The following is a 19,735-nucleotide window of genomic DNA, read 5'->3' on the forward strand; positions in this document are numbered from 1 at the left end:
ATGGATCGCTGTGCCACGCCGGCCGGAATGGCAGGCTGAAAGGGCCAGATCGAGGTCCACACGGGGTTAAGGGTTCGAAACACGCTCCGCGCTTACGGCGCGGAGCACCTACCGCTGCCCGCCTTCTCAGGCGGGCTGGCCGAGCGCCCGGTACCACTGCAGCACCTGGTCGACTGCTTCATCAACCGAAAGTGCCGACGTATCGAGCAGCCTGGCATCTGCCGCGGGCTTCAGCGGCGCGGCAGCGCGATTGCTGTCGCGCGCATCACGTTCACGAAGATCCCGGAGCAAGTCATCTATATTAGCAGAAAAACCTTTTTGCATCAATTGCTTATGCCGTCTGGTCGCGCGAGCCTCGGCGCTGGCCGTCAGGAACACCTTCAGCACGGCGTCCGGGAAGATCACCGTCCCCATGTCGCGCCCGTCGGCAACGAGGCCCGGCGTCTTGCGGAACGCGCGCTGGCGCGCGACCAGCGCGGTACGCACCGGCCCGTGCACGGCAATGGCCGATGCACGGTTGCCGACCGCCTCGGCGCGGATGTCGTTCGACACATCGACGCCGTCGAGCTGCGCGCAGCCTTCGCGGAACGTGATGTGGAGATCGTCGATCAGCTTCACGAGCGCGTCGATGTCCTCCGCCGCGATGCCGTAGCGCACGCTTGCAAGCGCCGCGAGGCGGTACAGCGCACCGCTGTCGAGCAGGTGGAAGCCGAGGTGCGCGGCGACGAGCGCCGCGACCGTGCCCTTGCCGGAAGCGGTCGGGCCGTCGATCGTGATGACGGGAGTCGGGTGAAAGGGTCGGGTCGATTTCATCGGAACAGTCGGGTCAGGCTTTGGCGAGCGCGGCGAAGCGGTCGAAATAGTCGGGGAACGTCTTGCCGACGCACTTCGGATCGTTGATCCGCACGGGCACGCCGCCCAGGCTGACGAGCGAGAAGCACATCGCCATCCGGTGATCGTCGTACGTGTCGATCGCCGCGTTCGGCGTAAGCTTTTCCGGCGGCGTGACGACGAGATAGTCGGGGCCTTCCTCGACGATCGCGCCGACCTTGCGCAGTTCGGTCGCCATCGCGGCGATGCGGTCGGTCTCCTTCACGCGCCAGCTCGCGATGTTGCGCAGCGTGCTCGTCCCGTTCGCGAACAGCGCCGCGACCGCGATGGTCATCGCCGCATCGGGGATCAGGTTGAAATCCATGTCGATCGGCTCGAGCTTGCCGTGGTCGTGGCCAATGCCGCGCACGTCGATCCAGTCGTCGCCCATCGTCACGTTCGCGCCCATCTGCATCAGCGCATTCGCGAAACCGACGTCGCCCTGGATGCTCGCTCGCCCCACGCCCTCGACGCGCAGCGGGCCGCCGCCGAGCGCACCGGCCGCGAGGAAGTACGAGGCCGACGACGCGTCGCCCTCGACCATGATCCGCCCCGGCGAGCGGTAGCGGACGCCGGCCGGCACGACGAAGCGCTGCCAGCTGTCGCGCTCGACGGTCACGCCGAAGCGCTCCATCAGCCGGATCGTGATGTCGATGTACGGCTTCGAGATCAGTTCGCCGTCGACTTCGACGACAGTCTTGCCGTCCTTCGCCCTCACGAGCGGCAGCGTCATCAGTAGCGCGGTGAGGAACTGGCTCGACACGTCGCCGCGCACGCGGATCGGCGCGTCGACCGAGATCGTCGCGGGCTTGATCAGCAGCGGCGGGTAACCGTCGTTCAGCTCGTAGTCGATCTGCGCGCCGATCTGCCGCAGGCCGTCGACGAGATCGCCGATCGGCCGCTCGTGCATGCGCGGCACGCCGTGCACGCGATACTCGCCGCCATTCACCGCGAGCGCGGCGGTCAGTGGCCGCACGGCCGTGCCCGCGTTGCCGAGGAACAGGTCGGCCGTCTTCGCGGTAAACGCACCGCGCGTGCCCGTGACGACACAGGTGTCGGCGTCACGCGCGAGCTTCACGCCGAGCTTGCCGAGTGCATCGAGCATCACGCGCGTGTCGTCGGAGTCGAGCAGATTGGTGATCGTCGTTTCGCCTTCGGCAAGCGCCGCGAGCAGCAGCACGCGGTTCGAGATGCTCTTCGAGCCGGGCAGGCGCACGGTGCCCGATGCGCTGGAGTACGGGCCGAGATCGAGATAGTCCATGGGAATCGTCCTGTTATTTCTTGTCCGGTTCGGCAGCGGGCTTGCCGCCGCGCTCCTGCCATGCCTTGCGCGCGGCGCGCGAGCGCGTGAACACGGCTTCGAGCGCCGCGCCGTCGCCGGCGTCGATCGCCGCGCGCAGCCGCGTGAGCACGCGCGTGTAGCCGTCGAGTTCGTCGAGCAGCGCCGCGCGGTTCGCAACGCACACGTCGCGCCACATCTCCGGGCTCGACGCGGCGATGCGCGTGAAATCGCGGAAGCCGCCCGCCGCGTACGAGAATTTCAGTTCCGCGTCCGCCTCGCCGAGGATCTGCTCGACGAGCGCAAACGACAGCACGTGCGGCAGATGGCTGATCGACGCAAACACGCGATCGTGCCGCTCGGTGCTCATCGTGCGCACGTCGGCGCCGGTTGCGCGCCACATCGCGTCGATTCGCGCGACCGATTCGGGCGCGTTCTCCGGCAGCGGGCACAGCACGACGTTGCGGCCGACGTACAGGTCGGGCAACGCGGCTTCGACGCCGCTCGACTCGCGACCGGCGATCGGGTGCCCCGGCACGAACTGCGCGATCCGCGCGCCGAGCGCTTCGCGCGCGGCCGCGACGACATCGGACTTGGTGCTGCCCGCATCGGTGACGATCGTCGCATCGGCGAGCCACGGCGCAATGCGCGCGAGCAACGGGCCCGTCTGCGCGACGGGCGCGGCCAGCAGCACGAGATCGGCGCCGGCAAGCGCGTCGCGCAACTGCGCGTCGTCGTCGAGCGCCGCCGCGCGGTCGATCACGCCGAGCGACAGCGCGCGCTCGACCGATGCGCGTGAGCGGCCCACGCCGACGATCTCGCCCGCGCCGCCCGGCGCGCGCTCGCGCAGCGCGCGAGCCAGCGATCCGCCGATCAGGCCGACGCCGAAAATGACCAGTTTGTTGAATGCAAAGCCTGACACGACAAGAGCCAAGTTACGCGCACGGAACGAAGCCCCGCACACGGAATTCCAGATTCCGGGCAACGGGCCCGCGCCCGGCGCAACCTGCACCGGGTGCTGCCCGAACCCGCCTTCGGCAGCGCCGACCGGCCTGCCCTGCCCGCCCGGCCGCGGCGCCTGCGCATGCAGGCGACGGGCCGTCACCCATCAGCGTGCGCTCGGATACGAGCCGAGTATCTTCAGGAACGCGGCCTTCTGGCCGAGCTCCGCGAGCGCGGCCGCGACCGCCGCATCGTCCCGGTGCCCTTCGATGTCGATGTAGAAGTAGTACTCCCACGTGCCGACGCGCGCCGGACGCGACTCGAAGCGCGTCATCGACACGCCGTGCCGCGCAAGCGGTTCGAGCAGCTTGAATACGGCGCCCGGCTCGTTCTTCACCGACACGATCAGCGACGTCTGGTCGTGACCGCTTGGCCCGGCCGGCTGCTTGCCGACGATCACGAAGCGCGTGCGGTTGTGCGGATCGTCCTGGATCAGCGAGAACGCGATCTGCAAGCCGTAGTGCGCGGCCGCGCGGTCGCCCGCGATCGCGGCGACGCTCGGATCGGCCGCCGCGAGACGCGCGGCCTCCGCGTTGCTCGCCACGGCCTGCCGCTCGAGCTGCGGCGCATTCGCCGCGAGCCATTGCTGGCATTGCGCAAGCGCCTGCGCATGCGCGCAGACGCGCTTCACGCCGTCGAGCGTGCCGCTTTGCGTGAGCAGGTTGTGATGGATGGGCAGCGCGAGTTCGCCGCTGATCAGCAGTTGCGTCTGCAGCAACAGGTCGAGCGTGCGCGACACGGCCCCTTCGGTCGAATTCTCGACCGGCGCGATGCCGAACGCGGACGCGCCCGCCTCGACCGAGCGGAACACCTCGTCGATCGACGGGCACGGCAGCCCTTCGATCGACTGGCCGAAATACTCGAGCATCGCCTGTTCGCTGTACGTGCCGACCGGCCCGAGAAACGCGACGTGGATCGTCTGCTCGAGCGCGCGGCTCGCGGCCATGATCTCGCGCCAGATCGCGCTGATGTGCTCGCTCGCGAGCGGCCCCGCGCTCATGTCCTGCAGCCGCGCGATCACCTGCAGCTCGCGCTCCGGCCGGAACACCGGCGCGTTGAAATGCTTCTTGACCTCGCCCACCTCCAGCGCCACCGCGGCGCGCTGGTTCAGGAGCGCGATCAGCTGCGCGTCGATCGCGTCGATGCGATCGCGCAGCGGTTTCAGGCGGGAATTCAGTTCGTCGTCCATGCGTTTTGCCGTGCTGTTTGAACAGCGTCGCCGTCAGGCGCCGCGCTGCTCGAAGTCCTTCATGTACTCGACGAGCGCTTTCACGCCCTCGAGCGGCACCGCGTTGTAGATCGACGCCCGCATGCCACCGACGGACTTGTGGCCCTTCAGCTGCAGCAGCCCGCGCGCCTTTGCGCCGGCAAGGAAGTCTTCATTGCGCGTTTCGTCGGCCAGGAAAAACGGCACGTTCATCCGTGAACGTGCTGCCGGCTCGACCTTGTTCAGATAGAAGCCGCTCGCATCGATCGTGTCGTAGAGCAGCTTCGCCTTCTCGATATTGCGGGCCTCGATCGCTTCGAGGCCGCCCTGCCGCTTCAGCCACTGGAACACGAGGCCCGCGATGTAGATCGCGTAGGTGGGCGGCGTGTTGTACAGCGAGTTGTTCGCGGCGATGGTCTTCCATTCGAACGCGGACGGACAGATCGACTGCGCGCGATCGAGAAGATCCTCGCGCACGATCACGACCGTCACGCCGGCCATCCCGATGTTCTTCTGCGCGCCGCCGAACAGCACGCCGTATTTCGCGACGTCCATCGGGCGCGACAGGATGTGCGACGAGACGTCCGCGACCAGCGGCACATCGCCGAGATCCGGGATCTCGAACGTCTCGACGCCGTCGATCGTCTCGTTGGTGCACAGATGCACGTAGGCCGGATCGTCCGACAGCTGCCATTCGGCGCGCGCGGGCGCACGCGTGAAGCCGTCTTCCGTCTTGCCGGTCGCGGCGAGATGCGGTGTACCGTACTTCTTCGCCTCGCCGAACGATTTCTGCGACCACGAGCCCGTCACGACGAAGTCGGCGGTCTTGCGCGACCCGAGCAGGTTCATCGGCACGATCGCGTTTTCCGCGATACCGCCGCCCTGCAGGAACAGGATCCGGTGGCTTGCCGGCACGCCGAGCAGGTCGCGCAGGTCGGTCAGCGCGGCCTCGTGGATCGACATGAATTCCTTGCCGCGATGGCTCATCTCCATCACGCTCATGCCGCTGCCGTGCCAATCGAGCATTTCGTCGGCGGCCTGCCGCAACACTTCCTCGGGCATCGCCGCAGGGCCGGCGGAGAAATTAAAGACGCGCATCGTGAAAACCTCGGGAGGGACGCGACCGGCTTGCCGCCGGCAGAACCGCGCCAGAATGGAAATGGCCGCTTGCGCTCGCGCGCAAACGGCCATTATCGCACTGTCGTCAGGCTCCCGCCAAACCCGGCCGAATGGCCGGGTGCGTGCCCGGACGGCTTACTTGCCCGGCTTGACTGCTGCAACTTCCTTGTCAGCCTGCGTGCGCGTCGCCTGGATCGCTTGCGGCATGTACTTCTGCATCAGGCCGTTGACCACGTCGCGACCGACCTGATCCTGAACCTGGATGAACTTGCGGCCCGTCGGGCTCTTGTAGAACGTCGTCAGATCCTTGATCTCCGACGTGCTGTAGTACTTCGCATAGGCGTCGTACTGAGCCGACATCGCGTCGTTCTGGAATTGCTGCGTACCGAACACCTTGCCTGCGCCGTCAACCAGCTTCGGCACTGCGTTCTTCTGCAGCGTCGGAACGGCAGCCTGCTTCTGCTTGTCGTTCATCGTCTTGTTTTCCGACAGCGCGTCCGACAGGATCGCCGGCACGAGTTGCTTGGCCTGCATTTCGGCGCTGTTGCCGATTGCCGACACGAGCTTCGGCGCGTCGATCGCGTCGAGCAGATCCTTGATCGCAGCCTTCTTGTCGGCGTCGATCGGCGCAGCTGCCGCGGCGGGCGCCGGTGCGGAATTCGACAGCGCTTGCGCCATCGCGAACGTCGGCACCAGTGCAGCCAGCAGAACCAGTTGCTTGAATTGCTTTTGCATCATCACTCCCTTTTGGAAATATGAATGGTTGCTCGCCGGCCGCGGCGCTTTGCGCCCGCGGCGGCCAGAGTCTCATCCGTTCTTCAGGCTTCGCCGTCCGACGCCTCGTCGGCCTCGCCATCGCCCTCCTCGGCCTCCGCGATCTGCTGCAGGCCAGAGAGCTTGGTACCCTCATCGAGACTGATGAGTGTAACACCTTGCGTAGCACGCCCCATCTCGCGAATCTCGGATACGCGCGTGCGAATCAACACGCCGGCCGTCGTGATCAGCATGATCTGATCCTCGGCGTCGACGAGCGTTGCAGCCACGACCTTGCCGTTGCGCTCGGACGTCTGGATCGCGATCATACCCTTCGTGCCGCGGCCGTGACGCGTGTATTCGGTGATCGGCGTACGCTTGCCGAAGCCGTTCTCGGTCGCGGTGAGCACGGTCTGCTCCTCGCTGCCGGCAACCAGCATCGCGATGACCTGCTGCCCGTCCTCGAGCTGCATGCCGCGCACGCCGCGCGCCTCGCGCCCCATCGGACGCACGTCGTTCTCGTCGAAGCGCACGGCCTTGCCGGCGTCGGAGAACAGCATCACGTCGTGTGCGCCGTCGGTGATCGACGCGCCGATCAGGAAGTCGCCGTCGTCGAGGCCGACCGCGATGATGCCCTTCTTCATCGGACGGCTGAATGCTTCGAGCGGCGTCTTCTTCACGGTGCCGAGCGACGTCGCCATGAAAATGAACTTGTCGGCCGAGAATTCCTTGACCGGCAGCACGACGTTGATCTTCTCGCCATCCTGCAGCGGGAACATGTTGACGATCGGCCGGCCGCGCGAGTTGCGCGAGCCCTGCGGCACTTCATAGACCTTGACCCAGTACACGCGGCCGCGGTTCGAGAAGCACAGGATGTAGTCGTGCGTGTTCGCGATGAACAGCGTCTCGATCCAGTCGTCTTCCTTCATCTGCGTCGCCTGCTTGCCGCGACCGCCGCGCTTCTGTGCGCGGTACTCGGACAGCGGCTGCGACTTCACGTAGCCCGCATGCGACATCGTAACGACCATGTCCTGCGGCGTGATCAGATCCTCGGTGTTCAGTTCGGTCGCGTTCAGCTCGATCTTCGAGCGGCGCGCATCGCCGAATTCGGCCTTCACCGAGGTCAGTTCCTCGCCGATCATCGTCGTGATCCGCTCGGGGCGTGCGAGGATGTCCAGCAGGTCGGCGATCTGCGCCATCACTTCGCGGTATTCGCCGATGATCTTGTCCTGCTCGAGACCGGTCAGGCGCTGCAGACGCATCTGCAGGATTTCCTGGGCCTGCGTCTCGGACAGACGGTACAGCCCGTCGCTCTGCATCCCGAACGCGGGGTTCAGGCCTTCCGGACGATACGCGGAGCGGCCGCCCGCCGACGCATTCTCGGCTTCGGCGCGCGTCAGCATGTCGCGCACGAGCGACGAATCCCACGGCTTCGCCATCAACTCCTGCTTCGCGATCGGCGGCGTCGGCGCGGCCTTGATGATCGCGATGAACTCGTCGATGTTCGCGAGCGCGACCGCGAGACCTTCGAGCACGTGGCCGCGTTCGCGGGCCTTGCGCAGTTCGTAGATCGTGCGGCGCGTCAGCACTTCGCGTCGATGCGACAGGAAGCACTGCAGGATTTCCTTCAGGTTCAGCAGCTTCGGCTGGCCGTCGACGAGCGCGACCATGTTCATGCCGAACGTGTCCTGGAGCTGCGTCGCCTTATACAGGTTGTTCAGCACCACCTCCGGCACTTCGCCGCGCTTGAGTTCGATCACGACACGCATGCCGCTCTTGTCGGACTCGTCGCGGATGTCGGAGATGCCTTCGAGCTTCTTCTCGTTGACGAGCTCGGCGATCCGCTCGAGCAGCGAGCGTTTGTTCACCTGGTACGGCAGCTCGTCGACGATGATCGCCATCCGCTGGCCGCGGTCGATCTCCTCGAAGTGCGTGGCCGCACGCATCACGACGCGGCCGCGCCCGGTGCGGTAGCCGTCGCGCACACCGGCGACGCCGTAGATGATGCCGGCCGTCGGGAAGTCCGGCGCCGGGATGATCTCGATCAGCTCGTCGATCGTCGCTTCCGGGTTGTTCAGCAGGTGCTGACACGCGTCGACGACTTCGTTCAGGTTGTGCGGCGGGATGTTGGTCGCCATGCCGACCGCGATGCCCGACGAGCCGTTGATCAGCAGGTTCGGAATGCGCGACGGCAGGACCGACGGCTGCGTTTCGTTGCCGTCGTAGTTCGGCTCGAAATCGACCGTTTCCTTGTCGATGTCGGCGAGCAGTTCGTGACCGATCTTCGCCATGCGAATTTCGGTGTAACGCATCGCCGCGGCGTTGTCGCCGTCGATCGAGCCGAAGTTGCCTTGCCCGTCGATCAGCATATAACGCAGCGAGAAGTCCTGCGCCATCCGCACGATCGTGTCGTATACCGCGGTATCGCCGTGAGGGTGGTACTTACCGATCACGTCACCGACGATACGCGCCGATTTCTTGTACGCGCGGTTCCAGTCGTTGTTCAGTTCGTGCATCGCGAACAACACGCGCCGGTGCACGGGCTTCAGGCCATCGCGGACATCCGGGAGGGCACGTCCGACGATCACGCTCATCGCGTAATCGAGATACGAACGGCGCATTTCCTCCTCTAGGGAGGTGGGCAGGGTCTCTTTGGCGAATTGATCCATGTATCCGTATCGTTTCGGAGCGAAGACGGCGAACGCCTTTCGCGTGGGCGCTGCATGCGCAACGCAACGCGAGATTCTAACATGCGCCCATCAGCCGCCAATTCGCATCCCCCTCTATATATAAATAGCGAAAATCGCGGCGGTGGCGAACCGACCGGAATCGCCTGCGACTCGACGTCGCAGGCGATTTCGTCATGCCTGTTTCACGCGCACGAGTAAACAGATACGTTCATCCGCGCAATTTCCCGGACACACTCTTGACAATCTCTGAAAGTTACGGCAGGCCGGTGTTGCGCATGCACCACAAACGTTGAGGCGATCTTAGGGTGGGGAGGATTTTTTTTCGTAGGAAGGGAACGATATGGCAAAATGCCAACGCACTGAGGGTTAGACGCTGCTCGAAGTCTAAAGTCTACACAGAGCGGTGCCGCATTTTTGTGCCGCACCAATGTTATACTTCGAGCAATGTATGACTTGTCACCGTCAACAGGCTCGCAGTAAACCTGCGGTAATCTCAATTTCGAGAGGAGAAATATGAATAAACTTTCAAAGCTCGCGTTCATTGCAGCTACCGCAGTTATGGCTGCATCCGCTTCGGCACAGTCGGTGCCGGCGTCGCGTCAAGCCGTCAATGACAACTGGGTGAACGGCACGGGCGAATGGGTGTGGATGAACGGCACGAACGAGCTCTGCTGGCGCGATGCATTCTGGACGCCGGCCACCGCCAACGCGAAGTGCGATGGCGCACTGGTCGCCCAGGCACCGCAGCCGCCGGTCGCTCCGGTCGTTGCTCCGGCCATCACGAGCCAGAAGATCACGTATCAAGCTGACGCACTGTTCGACTTCGACAAGGCAACGCTCAAGCCGCTGGGCAAGCAGAAGCTGGACGAACTGGCTTCGAAGATCGAAGGCATGAACACGGAAGTGGTCGTCGCAACGGGCTACACGGACCGCATCGGTTCGGACAAGTACAACGACCGTCTGTCGCTGCGCCGTGCGCAAGCCGTGAAGTCGTACCTGGTCAGCAAGGGTGTGCCGGCCAACAAGATCTACACGGAAGGCAAGGGCAAGCGCAACCCGGTTACGACTGGCTGCAACCAGAAGAACCGCAAGCAGCTGATCGCCTGCCTCGCACCGGACCGCCGCGTGGAAGTCGAAGTGGTTGGTACGCAGCAAACGACGACGACGACCGTTCCGGCAAACTAAGCCGCGGTTTTCGACCGTTTCAAAGCCCCGCTCCGGCGGGGCTTTTTCGTTGATGCCCGTCCGGGCGCTCGCCGCCTCGCCGCTCGTCCGCTTCTTATATACTCGGGGCTGACGAACCTAAGCACCGCCCTCCCTCCGTAGCCCGTTTGCCGACATGACCAACGCCGATCCGCACGAACTCCAGAAATTCAGCGACCTCGCCCATCGGTGGTGGGATCCGAATGCCGAATTCAAGCCGCTGCACGACCTGAACCCGGTCCGGCTCGGCTGGATCGATGCGCATGCGCATCTGGCCGGCAAGCGCGCACTCGACATCGGCTGCGGCGGCGGCATCCTGTCCGAATCGATGGCCGGACTCGGCGCACAGGTGAAAGGCATCGACCTGTCGACCGAAGCGCTCGGTGTGGCCGACCTGCACAGCCTCGAAAGCGGCATCTCGGTCGACTATGAGGCCATCGCCGCCGAAGCGATCGCCGCCCGCGAACCGGGCACCTACGATGTCGTCACGTGCATGGAGATGCTCGAGCACGTGCCGTCGCCCGGCGATGTCGTCGCCGCATGCGCGACGCTCGTCAAGCCGGGCGGCTGGGTGTTCTTCTCGACGCTGAACCGCAACCTGAAGTCCTACCTGTTCGCGGTGATCGGCGCGGAGTACATCGCGCAAATGCTGCCGAAGGGCACACACGACTACGCGCGCTTCATCCGCCCGTCGGAACTGGCCGGCTTCGTGCGTGCGACGGATCTGCACATCGTGGAGATCAAGGGCATCACGTATCACTCGATCGGCAAGCGTTTCGCGCTGTCGAACGACACCGACATCAACTACCTCGTCGCGTGCCGCCGCGGCGCGTGACCCTCCGACCGGCATGACGACTCCCCTTTCGACCGCGCGGGCCGCACTCGACGAACCGCGCCTGCTGCATTGCGATGCCGTGCTGTTCGACCTCGACGGCACGCTCGCCGACACGGCGCCCGATCTCGCGGCTGCCGTCAACAAGATGCAGCGCGTCCGCGGCCTGCCCGAAACGTCGCTCGACGTGCTGCGGCCGCTGGCTTCGGCCGGCGCGCGCGGCCTGCTCGGCGGCGCATTCGGCATCGATCCGCAAACGCCCGGCTACGAAGCGATGCGCGATGAGTTCCTGACCAACTACGCGACGGATCTGTGCGTGCATACGGCGCTGTTTCCCGGCATCGGCGACGTGCTCGACGAGCTCGATGCGCGCGGCGTGCGCTGGGGCATCGTCACGAACAAGGCGATGCGGCTCACGGCACCGCTCGTCGACCTGCTCGGTCTCGCGCCGCGCGCCGCGTGCGTCGTCGGGGGCGACACAACGCCGCACCCGAAGCCCCACCCGGCCCCGCTGCTGCATGCGGCCGACCAGCTGACGCTCGCGCCCGCGCGCATCGTCTACGTCGGCGACGACCTGCGCGACATTCAGGCCGGCAGCGCGGCCGGCATGGCGACGGTCGCGGCCGCGTACGGCTACTGCGGCGACGGCGCCGCGCCATCCGACTGGCAGGCCCAGCATCTCGTCGACACGACGCAGGAACTGCGCGATCTGCTACGCGATGTTGGGCTATAATGATCGATCTTATCCGCGGGGGCGACCTGGTTTCGACAGGGGTTGTGAAGCGGCTAGGGCATGTCGAGGACCCGTCACCTCGTTAATCAATGGGAAAATCGTAACTGCAAACGACGATACGTTCGCACTGGCAGCCTAAGGGCCGCCGTCCTCTGCCTAGTTCACTGACGGGCTAGTGTCGCAAGACCGGTAGCAATACCGCCAGAGGTCATTTACGTCAGTTAAGCCCTGTCGGCGTCGCGACGCCAGGGTCGAAAATCTAGCGAATCGCCGAAGTGCAGCGTGTTCGTCCGCGTCGCTGCGGTTAAATCAAATGACTGAACTAAACATGTAGAACTAGTCGTAGAGCGCTTCTGGACGCGGGTTCGATTCCCGCCGCCTCCACCACATTCCGCGCTCGTCGCACGAACCCCGCATGACGCAAGTCTGCGGGGTTTTTTGTTGCCGGCGATACGCATGCGCCCCGCTCCTTCCGAAAAAGCGCCCAGCCACAGGCGGGCCGGGCGGAATGCCGCCGATGTTCCGACGGCAGGAGGTGACGGATGCTCTGCCGCGCCCGCGCAATCATCGGTCGCGCCGGGCAACGGCCAACCCGGGTGCCACAGCCTGAGGGGCGACGCGTCATTCGCCCCCGGCGCTTATGCACACCAGGCGGTACGCGGCTTAGCTGCCGCGATACAGCGACTTCATTTCTTCAGCGGTGGCCGGGCGCACGCCCATTGCACGCGAACCCGATGCCGATGCGCCCTGTGCCTGCGCACCGTACCCGCTGGCGTCGGCACCTTGCGCTTGCGCCAGCGCACTACGCTGCTGCTCCGCAACACGCGCCGTTGCAGCCTGGATCGCTTCCGGATAGTGCGGATCTTCGCCGCGGGCGGAGTTGTATCCGGCCTGCTGAAGCTGGACCAGTTCGGCGCGGACCTGCGCGCGGGTGATCGTCGAGCCCGACTGCGCAAACGACACAACCGGGGCAGCGAGAGCGGCGGCAACGACAACAGCTTGAACGAGCGACTTCATGATGACCTACCTCCAGATTTGTCTGTGTTCGCGGTGAACACCTTGTTCATCGCTGACAACCCGAAGTTTATGTAGGCGGATGCTTAAGAATAAGGCAGATTTCTGGAAGACATCCTTCCTGATTCTAGGGTTAACCCTAGATTACCCACCGGGCCGCGATGCGTGAACCCCGGCTTCGTCCGGCATTGCGTCGCATCGAGCCTCGCTGAAAAGCGCGAGCCCCGCGAAGCGGCAACGCTTCGCGAGGCTCGAACAGAATCGGAATCGTACGGGATTCATGCAGTCGCAGTTCAGGCGGCCAACCCGGTGCATGGGTTGCGTGTCTGCCTGTCGAACCGGGGCCGCATGACCACGGTACGGACGCGCCTGTCCGCGCGTTACTGGCTATCCATCGGGCACTTCAGGTTGCAGCCGTTCGGGTCGCCCAAGTCTCCCTTGCGACGCAACGCCGACTTCTTGCTGCCCTGGTATTTCTGCGACGGCGCCGACGCCGCGAACGGCATTTGCGGATGCTCGTTCAGGCGAAACTGCTCGTTCAGGATGCCGCCGGGCACCCCCGGGGAATTCTGCGCGAGCGCAAACGGCGAAGCAGTAACCAGCAGCCCCGCGGTCAACGCTGCCGCGGCGAGGGGAACGGAAAATTTCATGGCGGGATGACGCCTGAACGGCGTGCTTGTTGGAACGTTGATCAAGCGGCAAGCGTAGCGCAAATCCCCCGCCGCTGCAGCGCGGTCCGATCGCGTCCCCGTTACCGGGAATTGCCGTCCGGCACGCTCGTGCCGTCGTCGCCGGCCAGCCCCGTCGCGATGCTCGTCAGCGTCCCGCACGCAGCCGGATCGTAACCGTCGAGATGCGCGACGCGCTCGACGAAGCGAGCGTCGCGCAGCAGCGCCAGCACATCGGCGAGCGGCCGCGTGTCTAGCTGCGCGCGTTCGCACGCGAAGTAATAGTCCTCGTCGACGACCGGGATGAAGTCGAGCCCGAAATGATGGGCGGCCGGCTCGACGCCGAAGCCGAGATCGGCCATCCCGCTCGCGACGAATGCGGCGATCGCCGAATGCGTGAGTTCGGCCGACGCATAGCCGTCAATACGCTCGGGATCGATGCCGATCGCGCGCAGCGCGAGATCCAGCAGCATGCGCGTGCCTGACCCTGGTTGCCGGTTGACGAAGCGGATGTCGTTGCGCGCGAGATCCGCGAGCCCGCGGACCTGCTTCGGGTTGCCGCGCGGCACGAACAGCCCCTGCTGGCGGCGCGTCAGGTGAATCAGCACGTGACGCGTGTCGTCGAGCCACGGCCGGTAGATCTGCGCGCACTGCGCGCGAAACGTACCGCGCGGCAGATGGAAGCCGGCCAGGTCGCATTCGCCGCGTGCAAGCGCCTGCACGGCCTCGACACTCTCGCGATACTTGATGTCGACAGCCGCCTGCGCATCGACGAGCGCGGAAACGAGCGTCGCGACTGCGTAGCCGTGCGACGCATGGATGCGCACGGCGCCGTCGCGCTGCGCGAGCCGCCGGCTCAGGTCGCTGGCCACCTCGGCCGCCAGCATCCGCAGGTTCCCGTCGAGCCGGCTGCGCGCGAGGCGCTGCGCATCGACGACGGCCTGGCCGAGCTCCGACAGCGTCGACCCCTTGCCCCGCGCGGTTTCGATCAACTCCCCGCCGATGCACGCTTCCAGCGCGCGCAACATGCCCCACGCGTGCCGGTAGGACAGCCCTTTCGCTTGGGCGGCCTGCGCAATGCTGCCCGTGTCGGCCACGAGCTCCAGCAATGGCGCGACGTCCGACAGGCTGGCGGTGCGACCTTCCGTGTCGCGTATGGTCAGATACGCGTCGCATTCGATTCGAATCAATTATGCACTCCGATTTCCTATTGCGACCGCGAAATCTTCCGCTTATCGTTGGTCGAAATCAATCAGAACGAAGCCGCAATGCGCACTATATGAATTCTGAGCGCATATGAGACTTTGGAGGAGCATAACCGATGTCCCCGAATCCCCATGCGCCCGACGCGCTCGTCGAGCGCCATGCGCGCGCCGGCCGGTCGCTGGTCGCGATCCTGCACGCGATCCAGGACGACGCGGGCTACGTGCCGCCGGGCTGCGTCGCGCCGCTCGCCAGGGCACTCAATCTGTCGCGCGCGGAAGTGCACGGCGTACTGACTTACTACCACCACTTCCGCACCGCGCCGCCTGCGCGCGTCACGATCCAGATGTGCCGCGCCGAGGCGTGCCGCAGCATGGGCTGCGAAGCGCTGGCCGCGCACGCTGAAGCCCGCACGGGCTGCCGGTTCGACGCGGCGCACGGCGATGCCGCGGATGCACACGCGCCGGACGCCGTCGCGCTCGAATCGGTCTACTGCCTCGGACTGTGTGCGCAGTCGCCGTCGCTGACGGTGAACGGTGTGCTTCACGCCAAGGTCACGCCGGAAAAATTCGACGCGCTGCTTGCCGATGCGGTCGCCCACACGCCGGAGGCCGCATGACGATCCGCATCTACGTTCCCCGCGATTCGTCTGCGCTGGCACTCGGCGCCGACGCACTCGCCGCCGCGATCGCGGCGGAAGCCGAACGACGCGGCGTCGCCATCGAGCTGGTTCGCAACGGCTCGCGCGGGCTGCTGTGGCTCGAGCCGCTCGTCGAGGTCGGCACGGCCGCCGGCCGCGTCGGCTATGCGAACCTGTCGGCCGCCGACGTGCCGTCCCTGTTCGACGCAAACTGGCTCGAAGGCGGCGCGCATCCAAGCGGCGTCGGCCTCGTCGACGCGCTGCCCTATCTCGCACGCCAGCAGCGCCTCACGTTCGCGCGCATCGGCCTGACCGATCCGCTGTCGATCGACGACTACCTGCAACACGAAGGCCTCGCCGGCCTGAAGAACGCGCTCGCGCTCGACGGCGATGCCGCGTGCGAGACGCTGATCGAATCGGGGCTGCGCGGCCGCGGTGGCGCGGCATTCCCGGCCGGCATCAAGTGGCGCACGGTGCGGCACGCGCGCGCCGCGCAGAAGTACATCGTCTGCAACGCGGACGAAGGCGATTCGGGCACGTTCTCCGACCGCCTGATGATGGAATGCGATCCGTACTGCCTGATCGAAGGGATGATCATCGCGGGCATCGCGACAGGCGCGACGGTCGGCTACATCTATGTGCGCAGCGAATACCCGCACGCGATCGCCACGCTCGAAGCCGCGATCGTCCGCGCGCGCGAAGCCGGCTGGCTCGGCGAACGCGTGCTCGGCTCCGCGCACGCGTTCGAGCTGCACGTCGCGAAAGGCGCGGGCTCGTACGTGTGCGGCGAGGAAACGGCGCTGCTCGAATCGCTCGAAGGCAAGCGCGGCGTCGTGCGCGCGAAGCCGCCGCTGCCCGCGCTCGCCGGCCTGTTCGGCCAGCCGACCGTCATCAACAACGTGATCACGCTCGCGACGGCGCCGGTGATCTTCGCGCGCGGCGCCGCGTTCTATCGCGACTATGGGATGGGCCGCTCGCGCGGCACGCTGCCGTTCCAGCTCGCGGGCAACATCCGTCACGGCGGCCTCGTCGAGCTCGCGTTCGGCGTCACGCTGCGCGAGCTGCTGTTCGACTTCGGCGGCGGCACGGCAAGCGGCCGGCCCGCACGCGCCGCGCAGGTCGGCGGCCCGCTCGGCACCTACCTGCCCGATCACCAGTGGGACGTGCCGCTCGACTACGAAGCGTACACGGCGATCGGCGCGGTAGTCGGTCACGGCGGCATCGTGCTGCACGACGACACGTCGAACCTCGCCGAGCTTGCCGAATACGCGATGAAGTTCTGTGCGATCGAATCGTGCGGCAAGTGCACGCCGTGCCGGATCGGCTCGACGCGCGGCGTCGAGACGATCGCGCGCATCCGCCACGGCGATACGTCGGAGCGGCAGGTCACGCTGCTGCGCGACCTGTGCGACACGATGCTGGCCGGTTCGCTGTGCGCGATGGGCGGCATGACGCCCTACCCGGTGCTGTCCGCGCTCGACCATTTCCCCGAAGATTTCGGGCTCGCTGCCGGCAAGGATGCCGCGTCGGGCCCGGTCAAGGCTGCGGCCTGACCCAGAAGGAGCCCTGCATGTCACTCGACACGAACAACGTCCGCCAAGGCGGCTGCGGCTCAGGCCAATGCGCGTGCAAGAGCGCCGCCCAAGCGCGCACCCGCGACCCGTTCGACGATACCGACTACGGTACGCCGCAACGGTATGCGGACACCGACGTCACGCTCGAAATCGACGGCCAGCCGGTGACGGTGGCGGCCGGCACGTCGGTGATGCGCGCGGCCATCGAAGCCGGCGTCAACGTTCCGAAGCTCTGCGCGACCGATTCGCTCGAGCCGTTCGGCTCGTGCCGGCTGTGCCTCGTCGAGATCGAAGGCCGGCGCGGTTATCCGGCGTCGTGCACGACACCTGCCGAAGCGGGCATGAAGGTGCGCACGCAGTCGGACCGGCTGCAGTCGCTGCGCCGCAACGTGATGGAGCTGTACATCTCCGACCATCCGCTCGACTGCCTCACCTGCCCTGCCAACGGCGACTGCGAGTTGCAGGACATGGCGGGCGTCGTCGGGCTGCGCGAAGTGCGCTACGGCTTCGACGGCGCGAATCACCTGGACGACCGCAAGGACGAATCGAACCCGTACTTCACGTACGACCCGTCGAAGTGCATCGTCTGCAACCGCTGCGTACGCGCCTGCGAGGAAACACAGGGTACGTTCGCGCTGACGATCGCCGCGCGTGGCTTCGAATCGCGCGTCGCCGCGGGTGAAAACGAATCGTTCATGGCGTCGGAATGCGTGTCGTGCGGCGCCTGCGTCGCCGCATGCCCGACGGCCACGCTGCAGGAAAAATCCGTCGTGCAGCTCGGGCAGGCCGAACACTCGGTCGTCACGACCTGTGCGTACTGCGGCGTCGGCTGCTCGTTCAAGGCCGAGATGAAGGGCACGCAGGTCGTGCGCATGACGCCGCACAAGAACGGCCTCGCGAACGAGGGTCACGCGTGCGTGAAGGGACGCTTCGCATGGGGCTACGCGACGCACAAGGACCGCATCACGAAGCCGATGATCCGCGAAAAGATCACCGACCCGTGGCGCGAAGTGAGCTGGGAGGAAGCGCTCACCTACGCGGCAACGCAGTTCCGCAAGCTGCAGCAGAAGTACGGCCGCGATTCGATCGGCGGCATCACGTCGTCGCGCTGTACGAACGAGGAAACCTACCTCGTGCAGAAGCTCGTGCGCGCCGCGTTCGGCAACAACAACGTCGATACCTGCGCACGCGTGTGCCATTCGCCGACCGGCTATGGCCTCAAGACGACGCTCGGCGAATCGGCCGGTACGCAGACTTTCGCGTCGGTCGGCCAGGCCGACGTGATCGTCGTGATGGGTGCGAACCCGACCGACGGCCACCCGGTGTTCGGCTCGCGGATGAAGCGGCGCGTACGCGAAGGCGCGAAGCTGATCGTGATCGACCCGCGTCGCATCGACGTCGTCGACGGCCCGCACATCAAGGCCACGCACCACCTGCAGCTGCGCCCCGGCACCAACGTCGCGATCGTCAACGCGCTGGCGCACGTGATCGTCACCGAAGGGCTCGTCGCCGATGCATTCGTCGCCGAGCGCTGCGAGGCGCGCGCCTTCGAGCAATGGCGCGACTTCGTATCGCACGCCGACAATTCGCCCGAGGCGACCGCGGACGTGACGGGCGTGCCGGCCGAGCAGGTACGCGCCGCCGCGCGCCTCTATGCGACGGGCGGCAATGCCGCGATCTACTACGGCCTGGGCGTCACCGAACACGCGCAAGGTTCGACGACGGTGATGGGCATCGCGAACCTCGCGATGGCGACCGGCAACATCGGCCGCGAAGGTGTCGGCGTCAATCCGCTGCGCGGCCAGAACAACGTGCAGGGCTCGTGCGACATGGGCTCGTTCCCGCACGAGCTGCCCGGTTACCGGCACATCAGCGACACGATCGTGCGCACGCAGTTCGAACAGGCGTGGTCGGCCACGCTGCAGCCGGAACCGGGGCTGCGCATCCCGAACATGTTCGACGCGGCACTCGACGGCAGCTTCAAGGGGCTCTACTGCCAGGGCGAGGACATCGTCCAGTCGGATCCGAACACGCAGCACGTCGCGGCCGCGTTGTCGGCGATGGAATGCATCGTCGTGCAGGACATCTTCCTGAACGAAACCGCGAAATATGCGCACGTGCTCCTGCCCGGCTCGACGTTCCTCGAGAAGGACGGCACGTTCACGAACGCGGAGCGCCGCATCTCGCGCGTGCGCAAGGTGATGCCGCCGCTCGCGGGCTACGCGGACTGGGAAGTGACGCTGCTGCTGTCGCAAGCGCTCGGCTACGACATGCATTACACGCATCCGTCGGAAATCATGGACGAGATCGCGCGGCTCACGCCGACCTTCTCGGGCGTGTCGTACGCGAAGCTCGACGCACTCGGCAGCATCCAGTGGCCGTGCAACGAGCACGCGCCGGAAGGCACGCCGACCATGCATACGGACGCGTTCGTGCGCGGCAAGGGCCGGTTCGTGATCACCAAGTTCATTCCGACGCCGGAAAAGGTCACGCAGCGCTATCCGCTGATCCTGACGACGGGCCGCATCCTGTCGCAATACAACGTCGGCGCGCAGACGCGCCGGACCGAAAACGTCCAGTGGCACGAAGAGGACCGCCTCGAGATCCATCCGCACGACGCGCAGGATCGCGGGATCCGCGCCGGCGACTGGGTCGGCATCGAATCGCGTGCCGGGCATACGGTGCTGCGTGCACTCGTGACGGAACGCATGCAGCCGGGCGTCGTGTATACCACGTTCCACTTCCCCGAATCGGGCGCGAACGTGATCACGACGGACAGCTCCGACTGGGCGACGAACTGCCCCGAATACAAGGTGACGGCCGTGCAGGTGATGCCGGTTGCCCAGCCATCCGACTGGCAGCGTGCATACGCGCGCTTCAGCGCGGAACAGGTCGACCTGCTCGAGCGCCGCGCGGCAGCGCCCGCCGCCGTGACGACCGGCAAGTGA

At 66.1% G+C, this 19,735-nt stretch carries 16 protein-coding genes and 1 other RNA gene; 7 read left to right on the plus strand and 10 right to left on the minus strand.

The genetic code is table 11. The features are described 5' to 3' along the window. Positions 1-126 precede the first annotated feature (126 nt). The 7 genes from cmk to gyrA form a co-directional block, all read right to left on the minus strand. On the minus strand, positions 127-813 hold the full coding sequence (cmk, locus tag VL15_RS26760; protein WP_048249628.1) for a (d)CMP kinase: 687 nt from the start codon (positions 811-813) through the stop codon (positions 127-129). Between the two features lie 13 nt (positions 814-826). Beyond that, positions 827-2,131, minus strand: coding sequence for a 3-phosphoshikimate 1-carboxyvinyltransferase (gene aroA, locus VL15_RS26765; protein ID WP_048249629.1), 1,305 nt, complete (start codon positions 2,129-2,131; stop codon positions 827-829). 13 nt (positions 2,132-2,144) lie between these two features. Then, complete coding sequence (locus VL15_RS26770) at positions 2,145-3,071, minus strand: prephenate dehydrogenase (protein WP_048249728.1); 927 nt, start codon at positions 3,069-3,071, stop codon at positions 2,145-2,147. Positions 3,072-3,257: 186 nt separating this feature from the next. Then, positions 3,258-4,340 (minus strand): prephenate dehydratase, encoded by a 1,083-nt coding sequence (pheA, locus tag VL15_RS26775; RefSeq protein WP_048249630.1) that lies wholly within the window; start codon positions 4,338-4,340, stop codon positions 3,258-3,260. Positions 4,341-4,373: 33 nt separating this feature from the next. Then, entirely contained in the window at positions 4,374-5,456 is a 1,083-nt protein-coding gene (gene serC / locus VL15_RS26780) for a 3-phosphoserine/phosphohydroxythreonine transaminase (RefSeq protein WP_048249631.1), read from the minus strand. A gap of 156 nt (positions 5,457-5,612) precedes the next feature. Further along, a complete protein-coding gene (locus VL15_RS26785; protein ID WP_048249730.1) occupies positions 5,613-6,212 on the minus strand; it encodes a DUF2059 domain-containing protein in 600 nt (199 codons plus the stop codon). A gap of 83 nt (positions 6,213-6,295) precedes the next feature. Further along, positions 6,296-8,899 (minus strand): DNA gyrase subunit A, encoded by a 2,604-nt coding sequence (gene gyrA / locus VL15_RS26790; RefSeq protein ID WP_048249632.1) that lies wholly within the window; start codon positions 8,897-8,899, stop codon positions 6,296-6,298. Positions 8,900-9,433: 534 nt separating this feature from the next. Between gyrA and ompA the strand changes: the two genes are divergently transcribed. The 4 genes from ompA to ssrA all read left to right on the plus strand — a co-directional run bounded on the left by ompA (position 9,434) and on the right by ssrA (position 12,075). Then, positions 9,434-10,105, plus strand: coding sequence for an outer membrane protein OmpA (gene ompA, locus VL15_RS26795; RefSeq protein WP_048249633.1), 672 nt, complete (start codon positions 9,434-9,436; stop codon positions 10,103-10,105). A gap of 154 nt (positions 10,106-10,259) precedes the next feature. Then, complete coding sequence (gene ubiG, locus VL15_RS26800; protein ID WP_048249634.1) at positions 10,260-10,958, plus strand: bifunctional 2-polyprenyl-6-hydroxyphenol methylase/3-demethylubiquinol 3-O-methyltransferase UbiG; 699 nt, start codon at positions 10,260-10,262, stop codon at positions 10,956-10,958. A gap of 13 nt (positions 10,959-10,971) precedes the next feature. After that, a complete protein-coding gene (gene gph, locus VL15_RS26805) occupies positions 10,972-11,688 on the plus strand; it encodes a phosphoglycolate phosphatase (RefSeq protein WP_048249635.1) in 717 nt (238 codons plus the stop codon). 17 nt (positions 11,689-11,705) lie between these two features. After that, positions 11,706-12,075: a transfer-messenger RNA gene (ssrA, locus tag VL15_RS39260) on the plus strand. A gap of 276 nt (positions 12,076-12,351) precedes the next feature. Here ssrA and VL15_RS26810 read toward each other — a convergent pair. The 3 genes from VL15_RS26810 to VL15_RS26820 form a co-directional block, all read right to left on the minus strand. Continuing rightward, positions 12,352-12,705, minus strand: coding sequence for a DUF4148 domain-containing protein (locus VL15_RS26810; protein WP_048249636.1), 354 nt, complete (start codon positions 12,703-12,705; stop codon positions 12,352-12,354). 377 nt (positions 12,706-13,082) lie between these two features. Beyond that, the gene (locus tag VL15_RS26815) at positions 13,083-13,352 is read right to left on the minus strand and encodes a hypothetical protein (RefSeq protein ID WP_048249638.1); all 270 of its coding nucleotides are present in this window, start codon (positions 13,350-13,352) and stop codon (positions 13,083-13,085) included. Between the two features lie 101 nt (positions 13,353-13,453). Next, entirely contained in the window at positions 13,454-14,560 is a 1,107-nt protein-coding gene (locus tag VL15_RS26820; protein ID WP_048249639.1) for a substrate-binding domain-containing protein, read from the minus strand. A gap of 131 nt (positions 14,561-14,691) precedes the next feature. Here VL15_RS26820 and VL15_RS26825 point away from each other — a divergent pair, with 131 nt between their 5' ends. From VL15_RS26825 to fdhF, 3 genes are read left to right on the plus strand one after another with little or no spacing between them, the layout of a single operon-like run. After that, complete coding sequence (locus VL15_RS26825; RefSeq protein ID WP_048249641.1) at positions 14,692-15,192, plus strand: NAD(P)H-dependent oxidoreductase subunit E; 501 nt, start codon at positions 14,692-14,694, stop codon at positions 15,190-15,192. Then, positions 15,189-16,766, plus strand: a complete 1,578-nt coding sequence (locus tag VL15_RS26830; RefSeq protein ID WP_048249642.1) for a formate dehydrogenase beta subunit — start codon at positions 15,189-15,191, stop codon at positions 16,764-16,766. Before VL15_RS26825 ends, VL15_RS26830 begins: the two co-directional genes overlap by 4 nt. Before the next feature lie 17 nt (positions 16,767-16,783). After that, positions 16,784-19,735: a formate dehydrogenase subunit alpha gene (fdhF, locus tag VL15_RS26835; RefSeq protein ID WP_048249643.1), complete on the plus strand. Its 2,952-nt coding sequence runs from the start codon at positions 16,784-16,786 to the stop codon at positions 19,733-19,735.

This window comes from Burkholderia cepacia (assembly GCF_001039005.1).
Lineage (GTDB): Bacteria > Pseudomonadota > Gammaproteobacteria > Burkholderiales > Burkholderiaceae > Burkholderia > Burkholderia theae.

Coding starts and splice junctions, on each gene's coding strand:
- cmk (WP_048249628.1), bottom strand. CDS start 813: ATGAAATCGACCCGACCCTTTCACCCGACTCCCGTCATCACGATCGAC.
- aroA (WP_048249629.1), bottom strand. CDS start 2,131: ATGGACTATCTCGATCTCGGCCCGTACTCCAGCGCATCGGGCACCGTG.
- pheA (WP_048249630.1), bottom strand. CDS start 4,340: ATGGACGACGAACTGAATTCCCGCCTGAAACCGCTGCGCGATCGCATC.
- serC (WP_048249631.1), bottom strand. CDS start 5,456: ATGCGCGTCTTTAATTTCTCCGCCGGCCCTGCGGCGATGCCCGAGGAA.
- VL15_RS26785 (WP_048249730.1), bottom strand. CDS start 6,212: ATGCAAAAGCAATTCAAGCAACTGGTTCTGCTGGCTGCACTGGTGCCG.
- gyrA (WP_048249632.1), bottom strand. CDS start 8,899: ATGGATCAATTCGCCAAAGAGACCCTGCCCACCTCCCTAGAGGAGGAA.
- ompA (WP_048249633.1), top strand. CDS start 9,434: ATGAATAAACTTTCAAAGCTCGCGTTCATTGCAGCTACCGCAGTTATG.
- ubiG (WP_048249634.1), top strand. CDS start 10,260: ATGACCAACGCCGATCCGCACGAACTCCAGAAATTCAGCGACCTCGCC.
- gph (WP_048249635.1), top strand. CDS start 10,972: ATGACGACTCCCCTTTCGACCGCGCGGGCCGCACTCGACGAACCGCGC.
- VL15_RS26810 (WP_048249636.1), bottom strand. CDS start 12,705: ATGAAGTCGCTCGTTCAAGCTGTTGTCGTTGCCGCCGCTCTCGCTGCC.
- VL15_RS26815 (WP_048249638.1), bottom strand. CDS start 13,352: ATGAAATTTTCCGTTCCCCTCGCCGCGGCAGCGTTGACCGCGGGGCTG.
- VL15_RS26825 (WP_048249641.1), top strand. CDS start 14,692: ATGTCCCCGAATCCCCATGCGCCCGACGCGCTCGTCGAGCGCCATGCG.
- VL15_RS26830 (WP_048249642.1), top strand. CDS start 15,189: ATGACGATCCGCATCTACGTTCCCCGCGATTCGTCTGCGCTGGCACTC.
- fdhF (WP_048249643.1), top strand. CDS start 16,784: ATGTCACTCGACACGAACAACGTCCGCCAAGGCGGCTGCGGCTCAGGC.